The organism is Micromonospora mirobrigensis (assembly GCF_900091555.1).
In the GTDB taxonomy this organism is placed as follows: Bacteria; Actinomycetota; Actinomycetes; order Mycobacteriales; family Micromonosporaceae; genus Micromonospora; species Micromonospora mirobrigensis.
The window spans coordinates 616,917-631,183 of the sequence record NZ_FMCX01000003.1 but is presented as its reverse complement, the minus strand read 5'-3'; the positions used below and the strand labels follow the sequence as shown (position 1 = coordinate 631,183).

Genomic DNA, 14,267 nt, shown 5'->3' with positions numbered 1-14,267 from the left:
GGCAGGCCCCGTTCTGAGGGGCTCCGAGGCAAGTTCCGCAACGACCTGCGGGGTGGACTGGACAGCGGTTAGCCTCTCGGCTACACTGCTAGTTTGCGCTGCCTTCCGACTTGACCCCTGCTCGGAAATGTCCGTTTACGGATAATTCTGGTGGGGTCATTGGAGTGCACGCGTACCAGCCGTTCTGCAGCACCGGTCCTCGGAAGGACGCATCTTGGCAGCTTCCCGCCCTGCGAAGACCAGTCGTACGTCGAGTGCTTTCGCTCCCCGCCGAGTTTCATTCGGTCGGATCACCGAACATCTCGAGGTCCCCAACCTCCTTGCCATCCAGAACGAGTCCTTCGACTGGCTCGTCGGCAACGAGGCTTGGCAGGGCCGGTCGGCGGACGACCCGCACGCACGATCGGGTCTCGCGGAGATCCTCGACGAGATCAGTCCCATTGAGGACTTCTCCGGCACCATGTCGCTGTCCTTCTCCGCTCCGCGCTTCGACGAGGTCAAGGCCTCGATCGAGGAGTGCAAGGAGAAGGACCTGACCTACTGCGCTCCGCTCTTCGTGACCGCGGAGTTCACCAACAACACCACTGGCGAGATCAAGAGCCAGACGGTGTTCATGGGTGACTTCCCGATGATGACGCCCAAGGGCACCTTCATCATCAACGGCACCGAGCGCGTCGTGGTCAGCCAGCTCGTCCGGTCCCCGGGCGTGTACTTCGACAAGCAGCCGGACAAGACCTCCGACCGCGACCTCTCCAGCGTCAAGGTCATCCCCAGCCGGGGTGCCTGGCTGGAGTTCGACATCGACAAGCGCGACACGGTCGGCGTCCGCATCGACCGCAAGCGCCGCCAGGCCGTCACGGTCCTGCTCAAGGCCATCGGATGGTCGGCCGAGCAGATCCGTGAGAAGTTCGGCTGGTCCGAGCTGATGATGACGACGCTCGAGAAGGACCACATCGCCGGCCAGGACGAGGCGCTACTCGACATCTACCGGAAGCTCCGCCCTGGCGAGCCGCCGACCCGTGAGAACGCCCAGACCCTGCTCGACAACCTCTTCTTCAACCCGAAGCGGTACGACGTCGCCAAGGTCGGGCGTTACAAGTTCAACAAGAAGCTCGAAGTCGACGTGCCGATCACCACCGGCACGCTGACCGAGGACGACATCGTCGCCACGGTGGAGTACCTCTGCCGGCTGCACGCCGGTGAGGACGGCTACGAGGCCGACGACATCGACCACTTCGGCAACCGGCGCCTGCGTACCGTGGGCGAGCTGATCCAGAACCAGGTGCGGGTCGGCCTGTCCCGGATGGAGCGGGTCGTCCGCGAGCGGATGACCACGCAGGACGTCGAGGCGATCACGCCGCAGACCCTGATCAACATCCGCCCGGTGGTGGCGGCGATCAAGGAGTTCTTCGGTACGTCGCAGCTGTCCCAGTTCATGGACCAGACCAACCCGCTGGCGGGCCTGACCCACCGGCGCCGGCTGAGCGCGCTCGGCCCGGGTGGTCTGTCCCGGGAGCGGGCCGGCTTCGAGGTCCGTGACGTGCACCCGTCCCACTACGGCCGGATGTGCCCGATCGAGACGCCGGAAGGCCCGAACATCGGCCTGATCGGCGCGCTCTCCACCTTCGCCCGGGTCAACCCGTTCGGCTTCATCGAGACGCCGTACCGGAAGGTCATCGACGGTCGGGTCACCGACCAGATCGACTACCTGACCGCGGACGAGGAGGACCGGTTCGTCAAGGCGCAGGCCAACGCCCCGCTGAAGTCGGACGGCACCTTCGCCGAGGATCGGGTCCTGTGCCGTCGTAAGGGCGGTGAGACCGAGGACGTCGTCCCCAGCGCCGTCGACTACATGGACGTGTCGCCGCGGCAGATGACCTCGGTCGCGACCGCGATGATCCCGTTCCTCGAGCACGACGACGCCAACCGCGCCCTGATGGGCGCGAACATGCAGCGGCAGGCCGTGCCGCTGGTGAAGGCGGAGTCGCCGCTGGTCGGCACCGGCATGGAATACCGCGCCGCGGTCGACGCCGGTGACGTGGTGGTGGCCGAGGTCGGGGGTCTGATCGAGGACCTCTGCGCCGACTACATCACCATCCACCAGGACGACGGTCACCGCCGGACGTACCTGCTGCACAAGTTCCGCCGCTCCAACGCCGGCTCCTGCGTCAACCAGAAGCCGGTCGTCTTCGAGGGCGACCGCGTCGAGGCCGGTCAGGTCATCGCCGACGGTCCGTGCACCGACGAGGGCGAGATGGCGCTCGGGCGCAACCTGCTCGTGGCGTTCATGTGCTGGGAGGGCCACAACTACGAGGACGCGATCATCCTGTCGCAGCGCCTCGTGCAGCAGGACGTGCTCACCTCGATCCACATCGAGGAGCACGAGGTCGACGCCCGGGACACCAAGCTCGGCCCGGAGGAGATCACCCGCGACATCCCCAACGTCTCCGAGGAGATGCTGGCGGACCTGGACGAGCGGGGCATCATCCGGATCGGCGCCGAGGTCGTCCCCGGCGACATCCTGGTCGGCAAGGTCACGCCCAAGGGCGAGACCGAGCTGACCCCGGAGGAGCGGCTGCTCCGCGCGATCTTCGGTGAGAAGGCGCGTGAGGTCCGGGACACCTCGCTGAAGGTGCCGCACGGCGAGACCGGCACGGTCATCGGTGTGCGTACCTTCTCCCGCGAGGACGGCGACGAGCTGCCCCCGGGCGTCAACGAGCTGGTCCGGGTCTACGTCGCCCAGAAGCGCAAGATCCAGGACGGTGACAAGCTCGCCGGCCGGCACGGCAACAAGGGCGTCATCTCCAAGATCCTGCCCGTCGAGGACATGCCGTTCCTCGAGGACGGGACGCCGGTCGACATCGTGCTCAACCCGCTGGGTGTGCCTTCCCGGATGAACATCGGGCAGGTGCTGGAGACCCACCTCGGCTGGGTGGCCAAGACCGGTTGGAAGGTCGAGGGCGACGACGAGGAGTGGAAGCGTCAGCTTCGCTCGATCGAGGCGCACGAGTCCGAGCCGGACACCAACGTGGCCACCCCGGTCTTCGACGGTGCCCGCGAGGAGGAGATCTCCGGTCTGCTCGCGTCGACCCTGCCCAACCGGGACGGCAAGCAGCTGATCGGGCGTACGGGTAAGGCGCAGCTGTTCGACGGTCGCTCCGGTGAGCCGCTGCCGGACCCGATCGCGGTCGGGTACGTCTACATCCTGAAGCTCAACCACCTGGTCGACGACAAGATCCACGCGCGGTCGACCGGTCCGTACTCGATGATCACGCAGCAGCCGCTGGGCGGTAAGGCCCAGTTCGGTGGCCAGCGCTTCGGTGAGATGGAGTGCTGGGCCATGCAGGCGTACGGCGCCGCCTACGCCCTGCAGGAGCTGCTGACCATCAAGTCCGACGACGTCCTCGGCCGGGTCAAGGTCTACGAGGCCATCGTCAAGGGCGAGAACATTCCCGAGCCGGGCATCCCGGAGTCGTTCAAGGTGCTGCTCAAGGAGCTGCAGTCGCTGTGCCTCAACGTCGAGGTGCTCTCCAGCGACGGTGTGGCCCTGGAGATGCGCGAGACCGACGACGAGGTGTTCCGGGCCGCGGAGGAGCTGGGCATCGACCTGTCCCGGCGCGAGCCGAGCTCGGTCGAAGAGGTGTAAGTGGTGTGGGTTGGGGGCCGGCCGGCCCCCAACCCCGCCCATGATTTAGCTGTAAAGACGACGACATAGGGGACATAGTGCTCGACGTCAACTTCTTCGACGAGCTGCGCATCGGCCTCGCCACCGCCGACGACATCCGTCAGTGGTCGCACGGTGAGGTCAAGAAGCCCGAGACGATCAACTACCGCACACTCAAGCCGGAAAAGGACGGGCTCTTCTGCGAGAAGATCTTCGGTCCGCAGCGGGACTGGGAGTGCTACTGCGGTAAGTACAAGCGGGTCCGCTTCAAGGGCATCATCTGCGAGCGCTGCGGCGTCGAGGTGACCCGTTCCAAGGTCCGTCGTGAGCGGATGGGGCACATTGAGCTGGCCGCTCCGGTGACCCACATCTGGTACTTCAAGGGCGTGCCGAGCCGGCTGGGCTACCTGCTGGACCTCGCCCCCAAGGATCTCGAGAAGATCATCTACTTCGCCTCGTACGTCGTGACGAGCGTGGACGCGGAGTCGCGTCACCGTGATCTCTCGACCATCGAGAACGAGATCCTCGCCGAGAAGCGGCAGTCCGAGAACAGCCGCGACTCGGAGATCGAGAAGCGCGCCGCCAAGCTCGAGGCCGACCTGGCCGAGCTGGAGGCCGAGGGTGCCAAGGCGGACGTCCGGCGCAAGGTCAAGGAGGGCGGAGAGCGCGAGATGCGCCAGATCCGCGACCGGGCCCAGCGCGAGATCGACCGCCTGGACGAGGTGCTCGACACCTTCCGCAAGCTGGAGCCGAAGCAGCTGGTCACCGACGAGCTGCTCTACCGCGAGCTGCGCGACCGGTTCGGCGAGTACTTCACCGGCGGCATGGGCGCCGAGGCCATCAAGGCCCTGGTCCAGAACATGGACCTGGACGCCGAGGCCGAGAGCCTGCGCGAGACCATCCGCTCCGGCAAGGGCCAGCGGAAGATCCGCGCGCTCAAGCGGCTGAAGGTCGTCGCGGCGTTCCTGAACACCCGCAACTCGCCGCTCGGCATGGTGCTGGACTGCGTTCCGGTCATCCCGCCGGACCTGCGCCCGATGGTGCAGCTCGACGGTGGCCGCTTCGCGACCTCCGACCTGAACGACCTGTACCGCCGCGTGATCAACCGGAACAACCGCCTCAAGCGGCTGATCGACCTCGGCGCGCCCGAGATCATCGTCAACAACGAGAAGCGGATGCTCCAGGAGGCCGTCGACGCGCTGTTCGACAACGGCCGTCGCGGCCGGCCGGTCACCGGTCCGGGTAACCGTCCGCTGAAGTCGCTCTCCGACATGCTCAAGGGCAAGCAGGGCCGGTTCCGCCAGAACCTGCTCGGCAAGCGCGTCGACTACTCCGGCCGTTCGGTCATCGTCGTCGGCCCGAAGCTGAAGCTGCACCAGTGCGGCCTGCCCAAGCAGATGGCGCTGGAGCTGTTCAAGCCGTTCGTGATGAAGCGGCTGGTCGACCTCAACCACGCGCAGAACATCAAGTCCGCCAAGCGGATGGTCGAGCGGCAGCGCCCGGTCGTGTGGGACGTGCTGGAAGAGGTCATCGGCGAGCACCCGGTGCTGCTCAACCGCGCGCCGACCCTGCACCGCCTCGGCATCCAGGCCTTCGAGCCGCAGCTGGTCGAGGGCAAGGCGATCCAGATCCACCCGCTGGTCTGCACCGCCTTCAACGCCGACTTCGACGGTGACCAGATGGCGGTCCACGTGCCGCTGTCCGCCGAGGCCCAGGCCGAGGCGCGGATCCTGATGCTGTCGTCGAACAACATCCTCAAGCCGGCCGACGGCAAGCCGGTCACCATGCCCACCCAGGACATGGTCATCGGTCTCTACCACCTCACCCACCTCACCCCCGGTGAGAAGGGCGAGGGCCGGGCGTTCAGCTCGGACGCCGAGGCCCGGATGGCCTTCGACAACGGCGAGCTGAGCCTGGGCGCCACCGTCAAGATCCGTCTGCACGGCGTGGTCGGGGTCGACAACGGCCGCGGCGCCGAGCCGTGGGTCGCGCCGGAGGACTGGGTCGAGGGTCAGCCGCTGACCGTGGAGACCACGCTCGGCCGGGTGCTGTTCAACGAGACGCTGCCGCAGGGCTACCGCTTCGTGAACTACGAGATCCGCAAGGGCCAGCTCTCCGCGATCGTCAACGACCTCGCCGAGCGCTTCCCGAAGGTGGCCCTGGCGGCCACCCTGGACGGCCTCAAGGAGGCCGGCTTCCACTGGGCCACCTGGTCCGGCGTCACCATCGGCATGGAGGACGTCATCGCTCCGCCGCGCAAGCGGGAGATCCTGGAGCGGTACGAGAAGGAAGCCGACCGGATCGACAAGCAGTACCAGCGTGGTCTGATGACCGCCGAGGAGCGTCGCGGCGAGCTGATCGAGATCTGGACCAAGGCGACCAACGAGGTCGCCAAGGAGATGGACACCGCGCTGCCGCAGGAGAACCCGCTGTGGAAGATGATCAACTCGGGTGCCCGCGGTAACCTGCTCCAGCTCCGGCAGATCGCGGCGATCCGTGGTCTGGTGGCCAACCCCAAGGGCGAGATCATCCCGCGACCCATCAAGGCGTCGTACCGGGAGGGTCTGTCCGTGCTGGAGTACTTCATCTCCACGCACGGTGCCCGTAAGGGTCTCGCGGACACCGCCCTGCGTACCGCCGACTCGGGTTACCTGACCCGGCGTCTGGTGGACGTCTCGCAGGACGTCATCATCCGCGAGGAGGACTGCGGCACCGACCGGGCCATCCCGATGCAGATTGGTCAGCGGGTCGACGCGAGCGGTCAGGCGGCCGCCGGAGGCGGCACTCTGGTCGTGCACGAGCACGCCGAGACCAGCGTGCACGCCCGTACCCTGGCCGACGACATCAAGGGGCCGGACGGCACCGTCGTCGCCCACCGGGGCGAGGACATCAACTCCATCGGGGTCGACAAGATCGTCGCCGCCGGGGTGGAGACGGTGCGGGTGCGCAGCGTGCTCACCTGCGAGTCGAAGCTGGGCGTCTGCGGTGCGTGCTACGGCCGCTCGCTGCCGACCGGCAAGACCGTGGACGTCGGCGAGGCGGTCGGCATCATCGCCGCCCAGTCGATCGGTGAGCCGGGTACGCAGCTGACGATGCGTACCTTCCACACCGGTGGTGTCGCGGGTGAGGACATCACCCAGGGTCTGCCCCGTGTCCAGGAGATCTTCGAGGCCCGTATCCCGAAGGGCAAGGCGCCCATCGCCGACACCCCCGGCCGGATCCGGATCGAGGACGGCGAGCGGTCGCGGAAGATCATCGTGGTGCCGGACGACGGCAGCGACGAGATCGTCTACGACAAGATCTCCAAGCGGGTGCGGCTGCGTACCCACGACGGGGACCACGTCGAGGTCGGCGAGAAGCTCACCGAGGGCACCATCGACCCGCACGAGCTGCTGCGCATCCTCGGCCCGCGCGCGGTCCAGGTCCACCTGACCCAGGAGGTCCAGGAGGTCTACCGCTCGCAGGGTGTGCTCATCCACGACAAGCACATCGAGATCATCATCCGCCAGATGCTCAAGCGGGTGACGGTGATCGACTCCGGCTCGACCGAGTTCCTGCCGGGCGTGCTGGTCGACCGGGCGCTCTTCGAGTCGGAGAACCGCCGGCTCGTCGGCGAGGGTGGCGAGCCCGCCGCCGGTCGCCCGGTGCTGATGGGTATCACCAAGGCCTCGCTGGCCACCGACTCCTGGCTCTCGGCGGCCTCCTTCCAGGAGACCACCCGGGTGCTGACCGACGCTGCGATCAACTCGCGCAGCGACTCGCTGGTCGGCCTCAAGGAGAACGTGATCATCGGTAAGCTCATCCCGGCCGGTACCGGCATCAGCAAGTACCGCAACGTCCGGGTCGAGCCGACCGAGGAGGCGAAGGCCAAGGTCTACTCGATGACCGGTTACCCGGAGACCGACTACGGCTTCGGACCGGCCAGCGGGCAGGCGGTTCCGCTGGACGACTTCGACTTCGGGTCGTACCGCTAAGCATTGCCACGAACGAAGCCCCCGGCCCATCGGCCGGGGGCTTCGTCGTCTCCTGGGTCGGGGGAGAACAGGCATGATGGAGGGCATGACGACCGCGCCCGGACAGGTGCCCCTCGGGTACGCCGGCACCCGCCACCCCCTGGACCCGGATCCGGCCCGGGCGACGAAGGCCCGGGCGGTCTTCGCGTTGGGGCTGATCGCGGCGTTGACCGGGCTCTTCGTCGGCGGGGTGGTGCCCGCGACGATCGCGCTCCAGCTGTCCCGGCAGGCCCGGCGGGAGGCGTACGCCTCGGGCGGGTTCCTGACCGGCGCCGCCTGGCTGCGCCGGGGCGAGCGGCTGGCCTGGATCGGGCTGGTGCTCTGCGCGGTGGCCGTGGTGACCGCGGTGGTGATCGGCGTGGTGCGGATGGCGGACGCGCCGTTCGGGCACGACTACGCGCCGAACATGGACTGACCCCCGGTGGATCGTTTCTCCGGTGGGCCCGGCCGGCGGGCGCCGCGGCGGTAGCCTGGCCGGTGTCCGTCGCGTGGGCGGTGGGTGTGACTGGAGGAGGGGCTCGTGACGGAACCGGTGCCACCGGCGGAGGGTGACCCGGGAGGTCCCGGCCGGGCCGCCGGGCCGCCCGATCCCGACCGGCCCGGCTCGCGCTGGGAGGAGCCGGCCAGCCTGCCCCCGGAGACCAGCTCCGTCGGGTACGCCCCGCCACCCGTCTCCGCGCCGTCCGCCCCGGTGTCCGGCTCGAGCCCCTGGCCCGCGCCGGCCCCGATGCCGGCGGCGAACCCGTGGGGCGCCCCCGCCCCGCCCGTCGCACCGGGCACCCCCGCCCCGGATCGGACCGGGGGAGCGGCGCAGCCCCAGTTCGGGTGGCCAGGGGGTGCGGCGCAGCCCGGGTCCGGTTGGCCAGGTGGTGCGGCGCAGCCCGGGTCCGGTTGGGCCGCGGCGGCGGCCCCGCACGCCCCGGGGTGGCCGCCGGCCGGGGCGCAGCCCGGCTGGGGCGGTGGTCCCCGGCCGCCGCGGGAGCCGGTCCGGCCGCCGAAGCGGGTCGCCCCGGTTCCCGGTACGCCCTTCGGCGTGGTCCACCTGGACGTCGCGCCGGTCACCTCCGGCCTGGCCACCGCGTCGCTGGGCGTCGGCGTGGTGTCGATCCTGATCTCCGTGCTGGTGCTCTGTTTCGGCATCGGCGGGCGGAGCTGGGGCGGCGGCGCCTGGGCGGCCGGCGCGTTCACCGTGCTCGGGACGATCGCCGGGACGGCCGGGATCGTGACGGGGCTGCTGGCGCTGCGGCAGATCCGCCGGCCGGTCTCGCCGCCGGAGGTCCGGTTCTCCGGCCGTGGCCTGGCCCGGGCCGGGCTGACCTGCGGTGCCGTCGGGGTCGGGCTGAGCCTGCTCGGCCTGCTGCTGGCCCTGGCGTTGCAGTTCGCGTGACGGCGGTCGCTCCGGGGCCGAGCGGTCGCTCGTCGGGTGAGCCGGTACACTTGACGCTGTAGGTGCCCATCGTGGGCGTACGGGGACGAGGGATGAGGCAACGGGGGCTGCGACGCAGCCCACTCGAGCCGTTCCGTTTTGACCTGTGCGGCTGTGGTAGGTACTCTTTCCCCTTGTGCCCGGGCTTGCCCGGGCAACTCGTGCGTGCGCTGGACCCGGTTCCACCGGTGATCGAGCGGCAGCACGACACAGGCCCCAAGACCCGGCGCGCGGTGCTCCGCGTGCCGGTGACAGAAATCCGGTGACCCGCGCAAGCGAGGACATCGGGCCGCGATCCGGGCGACACGCCCGACCGCGGGTACTGGGACCGCCGTGAGGTGGCCCTGGTTGGAATGTAGGAGAGCCGTCCATCCGGCCGGCTAGAGCAGACGGCGCGGCCGCTTCGCAGCGGCCGAAGGGAGCGGAGAAACCCGGTGCCCACCATTCAGCAGCTGGTCCGAAAGGGCCGACAGGCCAAGACGACCAAGACCAAGACCCCGGCCCTGAAGGGGTCCCCCCAGCGGCGGGGTGTGTGCACCCGCGTGTACACCACCACCCCCAAGAAGCCGAACTCGGCGCTCCGCAAGGTCGCGCGTGTCAAGCTCAGCAGCCAGATCGAGGTGACCGCCTACATCCCCGGCGTGGGTCACAACCTGCAGGAGCACTCGATCGTGCTCGTCCGCGGCGGCCGGGTGAAGGACCTCCCCGGCGTGCGGTACAAGATCGTCCGCGGTTCGCTGGACACCCAGGGTGTCCGCAACCGCAAGCAGGCTCGCAGCCGTTACGGCGCGAAGAAGGAGAAGAGCTGACATGCCGCGTAAGGGACCCGCTCCGCGGAAGCCGCTGGTCGCTGACCCGGTGTACAACTCGCCCCTGGTCACCCAGCTGGTGAACAAGATCCTGCTGCGCGGCAAGCGTCAGCTCGCCGAGCGCATCGTGTACGCCGCCCTGGAGGGCTGCCGCGAGAAGAGCGGCACCGACCCGGTCGTCACCCTCAAGCGGGCGATGGACAACGTCAAGCCGACCCTCGAGGTCCGCAGCCGCCGTGTCGGTGGCGCGACCTACCAGGTGCCGGTCGAGGTTCGCCCGGCCCGCGCGACCACTCTCGGTCTGCGCTGGCTGGTGACCTACTCCAAGGCCCGTCGCGAGAAGACCATGATCGAGCGGCTGATGAACGAGCTGCTCGACGCGAGCAACGGTCTGGGTGCCGCCGTCAAGCGGCGCGAGGACACGCACAAGATGGCGGAGTCCAACAAGGCCTTCGCGCACTACCGCTGGTAACACCCTGGTTCCGGCGCCGGACCGGCGCCGGAACCGCCACCAGTTGTGTCGAGACGACGATAAGTAGGGATTGAAGTGGCCGCCGCAGACGCGCTCGCCAACGTACGCAACATCGGCATCATGGCGCACATCGATGCCGGTAAGACCACGACCACCGAGCGGATCCTCTTCTACACCGGTATCACGTACAAGATCGGTGAGGTCCACGAGGGCGCCGCCGTCATGGACTGGATGGAGCAGGAGCAGGAGCGTGGTATCACCATCACCTCCGCTGCTACCAAGTGTGAGTGGAAGGGCCACACGATCCAGATCATCGACACGCCCGGCCACGTCGACTTCACGGTCGAGGTCGAGCGTTCGCTGCGGGTGCTCGACGGTGCGGTCGCGGTCTACGACGGTGTCGCCGGCGTGGAGCCGCAGACGGAGAACGTCTGGCGCCAGGCCGACAAGTACGACGTCCCCCGGATGTGCTTCGTCAACAAGCTCGACCGGACCGGCGCCGACTTCTTCCGCTGCGTGCAGATGATGATCGACCGGCTGAACGCCACCCCGCTGGTGCTCCAGATCCCGATCGGGCTCGAGGGCGACCACATCGGCGTCGTGGACCTGGTCAACATGAAGGCGCTCACCTGGCGCGGGGAGACCCAGAAGGGTGAGGACTACGCGATCGAGGAGATCCCGGCCGACCTGGTCGACTCCGCGAACGAGTGGCGCGAGAAGCTCATGGAGACCCTGGCCGACGTCGACGACGCGGTGATGGAGAAGTACCTGGAGGGCGAGGAGATCTCCGTCGAGGAGATCAAGGCCGCCATCCGTCGGGCGACCATCGCCAGCAAGGCCAACCCGGTCCTCTGCGGCTCGGCGTTCAAGAACAAGGGCGTCCAGCCGATGCTCGACGCGGTGATCGACTACCTGCCGTCGCCGCTGGACATCCCGGCCATCGAGGGCACCGCCACCGACGGCGAGACCCCGCTGCTGCGGAAGCCGTCCAAGAGCGAGCCGTTCTCCGGCCTGGCCTTCAAGATCCAGACCGACAAGCACCTCGGCAAGCTCACCTACGTCCGGGTCTACTCCGGCGTGGTCGAGTCCGGGTCCCAGGTGGTCAACTCCACCAAGGACCGCAAGGAGCGGATCGGCAAGATCTACCAGATGCACGCCAACAAGCGGGAAGAGCGCGGCTCGGCCCAGGCTGGCGACATCATCGCGGTGCAGGGCCTGAAGCAGACCACCACCGGTGACACCCTGTGCGACCCGGCGAACCCGGTCATCCTGGAGTCGATGACCTTCCCGGAGCCGGTCATCGAGGTGGCCATCGAGCCGAAGACCAAGGCCGACCAGGAGAAGCTCAGCACCGCCATCCAGCGGCTGGCCGAGGAGGACCCGACCTTCCGCGTCAAGCTGGACGACCAGACCGGTCAGACGGTCATCTCCGGCATGGGCGAGCTGCACCTGGACATCCTGGTCGACCGGATGCGCCGCGAGTTCAACGTCGAGGCGAACATCGGTAAGCCGCAGGTGGCGTACCGCGAGACCGTCCGCCGCAAGGTGGACAAGATCGAGTACACCCACAAGAAGCAGACCGGTGGTTCCGGCCAGTACGCCCGCGTGATCGTGAGTCTCGAGCCGCTGCCCCTGGGCAACGACGCGCCGACCTACGAGTTCACCAACGCCGTCACCGGTGGCCGCATCCCGCGGGAGTTCATCCCGTCGGTGGACGCGGGCGCCCAGGACGCCATGCAGTACGGCATCCTCGCCGGCTTCCCGCTGGTGGGTGTCAAGCTGACCCTGCTGGACGGCCAGTACCACGAGGTCGACTCGTCGGAAATGGCGTTCAAGATCGCCGGCTCGATGGTGATGAAGGAGGCGGCCCGCAAGGCCGACCCCGCGCTGCTCGAGCCGATGATGGCCGTTGAGGTCACCACCCCTGAGGAAAACATGGGTGACGTCATCGGCGACCTCAACTCCCGGCGGGGCATCATCCAGGCGATGGAGGAGCGCAGCGGCGCTCGCGTCGTCCGGGCCCTGGTGCCGCTGTCGGAGATGTTCGGCTACGTCGGCGACCTGCGGTCGAAGACCCAGGGCCGGGCTAGCTACAGCATGCAGTTCGACTCCTACGCCGAGGTTCCGCAGAGCGTGGCCAAGGAGATCATCGCCAAGGCGACCGGTGAGTGACGCTCACCTGAGCTGAGTTCGATGAGCCGGGGACGGTCGCGGGAGGGATCTCCCGCCCGCGGCCACCTCGGTCGGGTTGTGTGAATCCGGGCCTGTAGGCTTCATCGCCGCAGAACCCACAAAGGCTCTCCGGCCGCCAGGCCGGAAAGGCTGTCGACAGAGTCCTAAGCGCCGACCGGCGCGCCGGGGCGAACGAACCAAGAAGTCCACAGGAGGACACCAGTGGCGAAGGCTAAGTTCGAGCGGACTAAGCCGCACGTCAACATCGGCACCATTGGTCACATCGACCACGGTAAGACGACGCTGACGGCGGCCATCACCAAGGTCCTGCACGACCAGTACCCGGACCTGAACCCGTACACGCCGTTCGACGAGATCGACAAGGCGCCGGAGGAGAAGGCCCGCGGCATCACGATCTCCATCGCGCACGTCGAGTACCAGACCGAGGCGCGGCACTACGCGCACGTCGACTGCCCCGGGCACGCCGACTACATCAAGAACATGATCACCGGTGCCGCGCAGATGGACGGCGCGATCCTGGTGGTCGCGGCGACCGACGGCCCGATGCCGCAGACCCGCGAGCACGTGCTGCTGGCCCGTCAGGTCGGTGTGCCGTACATCGTCGTGGCGCTCAACAAGAGCGACATGGTTGACGACGAGGAGCTCCTGGAGCTCGTCGAGCTCGAGGTCCGCGAGCTGCTCTCGGCGCAGGAGTACCCGGGTGACGACCTGCCGGTCGTCCAGGTGTCCGCGCTGAAGGCGCTCGAGGGCGACCCGGTCTGGACCGAGAAGCTGCTCGAGCTGATGAACGCGGTCGACACCGCGATCCCGCAGCCGGAGCGCGAGACCGAGAAGCCGTTCCTCATGCCCGTCGAGGACGTCTTCACGATCACCGGTCGCGGTACGGTCGTCACCGGCCGTGTCGAGCGTGGCGTGCTGCTCCCGAACGAGGACGTCGAGGTTGTCGGCATCCGCGAGAAGGGCTTCAAGACCAAGGTCACCGCGATCGAGATGTTCCGGAAGACCCTGGAAGACGCCCGCGCAGGTGAGAACGTCGGCCTGCTGCTGCGTGGTACCAAGCGCGAGGACGTCGAGCGCGGCATGGTGGTCATCAAGCCGGGCACCAACACCCCGCACACGGAGTTCGAGGCGACGGTCTACATCCTCTCCAAGGAGGAGGGCGGCCGGCACACCCCGTTCTTCCAGAACTACCGCCCGCAGTTCTACTTCCGCACCACGGACGTCACCGGCGTCGTCACGCTGCCCGAGGGCACCGAGATGGTCATGCCGGGCGACAACACCACGATGTCCGTGAAGCTCATCCAGCCCATCGCGATGGAGGACAACCTCAAGTTCGCGATCCGCGAGGGTGGTCGTACGGTCGGCGCGGGTCGCGTCACCAAGATCGTCAAGTGAGCTAGGTAACCCGATTGGCGTTGCCGTGCAGTCGTACGGCATACTGGTCAGGTTGCGTAACGACGGTTAGTCGCCCGTGTCCGGTGAGAGCTGGACCTCCGGGACAGACCAACAGTCGCGCGTAGGGTGGTTGATCGCCCCTGGCGGTCAACCACCCTCGCACGGCGTCCAGATCGCTGTGATGCGATCGGCGCCTTGACCCACCGCGCGGTCAGCGAATCGCTCCGGAGTCCCGGGGCGGAGCCTGGTCCGAGGGCGCGACACGCCCGACCGCGGGGGTCGGCGAAGTGGGCCT

At 68.2% G+C, this 14,267-nt stretch carries 8 protein-coding genes; all 8 read left to right on the top strand.

Annotated elements, in window-relative coordinates:
• Positions 1 to 214: 214 nt before the first annotated feature.
• The 8 genes from rpoB to tuf all read left to right on the top strand — a co-directional run bounded on the left by rpoB (position 215) and on the right by tuf (position 13,972).
• Entirely contained in the window at positions 215 to 3,646 is a 3,432-nt protein-coding gene (gene rpoB / locus GA0070564_RS14100) for a DNA-directed RNA polymerase subunit beta (protein WP_091608875.1), read from the top strand.
• Positions 3,647 to 3,723: 77 nt separating this feature from the next.
• Entirely contained in the window at positions 3,724 to 7,638 is a 3,915-nt protein-coding gene (locus GA0070564_RS14095; protein ID WP_091608872.1) for a DNA-directed RNA polymerase subunit beta', read from the top strand.
• An 85-nt stretch (positions 7,639 to 7,723) separates the two neighbouring features.
• Positions 7,724 to 8,092 carry a hypothetical protein gene (locus GA0070564_RS14090; RefSeq protein WP_091609177.1) on the top strand — a complete coding sequence of 123 codons (369 nt, stop codon included), beginning with the start codon at positions 7,724 to 7,726 and terminating at the stop codon, positions 8,090 to 8,092.
• Positions 8,093 to 8,710: 618 nt separating this feature from the next.
• Positions 8,711 to 9,064: a hypothetical protein gene (locus tag GA0070564_RS14085; protein ID WP_091609176.1), complete on the top strand. Its 354-nt coding sequence runs from the start codon at positions 8,711 to 8,713 to the stop codon at positions 9,062 to 9,064.
• A gap of 473 nt (positions 9,065 to 9,537) precedes the next feature.
• Positions 9,538 to 9,912 (top strand): 30S ribosomal protein S12, encoded by a 375-nt coding sequence (gene rpsL / locus GA0070564_RS14080; protein ID WP_007465318.1) that lies wholly within the window; start codon positions 9,538 to 9,540, stop codon positions 9,910 to 9,912.
• 1 nt (position 9,913) lies between these two features.
• Positions 9,914 to 10,384, top strand: a complete 471-nt coding sequence (rpsG, locus tag GA0070564_RS14075) for a 30S ribosomal protein S7 (protein ID WP_088973247.1) — start codon at positions 9,914 to 9,916, stop codon at positions 10,382 to 10,384.
• 75 nt (positions 10,385 to 10,459) lie between these two features.
• The gene (gene fusA / locus GA0070564_RS14070; protein WP_091608870.1) at positions 10,460 to 12,556 is read left to right on the top strand and encodes an elongation factor G; all 2,097 of its coding nucleotides are present in this window, start codon (positions 10,460 to 10,462) and stop codon (positions 12,554 to 12,556) included.
• Positions 12,557 to 12,778: 222 nt separating this feature from the next.
• Positions 12,779 to 13,972: an elongation factor Tu gene (tuf, locus tag GA0070564_RS14065; RefSeq protein WP_091608867.1), complete on the top strand. Its 1,194-nt coding sequence runs from the start codon at positions 12,779 to 12,781 to the stop codon at positions 13,970 to 13,972.
• Positions 13,973 to 14,267 lie beyond the last annotated feature (295 nt).

Coding starts and splice junctions, on each gene's coding strand:
- GA0070564_RS14090 (WP_091609177.1), top strand. CDS start 7,724: ATGACGACCGCGCCCGGACAGGTGCCCCTCGGGTACGCCGGCACCCGC.
- rpsG (WP_088973247.1), top strand. CDS start 9,914: ATGCCGCGTAAGGGACCCGCTCCGCGGAAGCCGCTGGTCGCTGACCCG.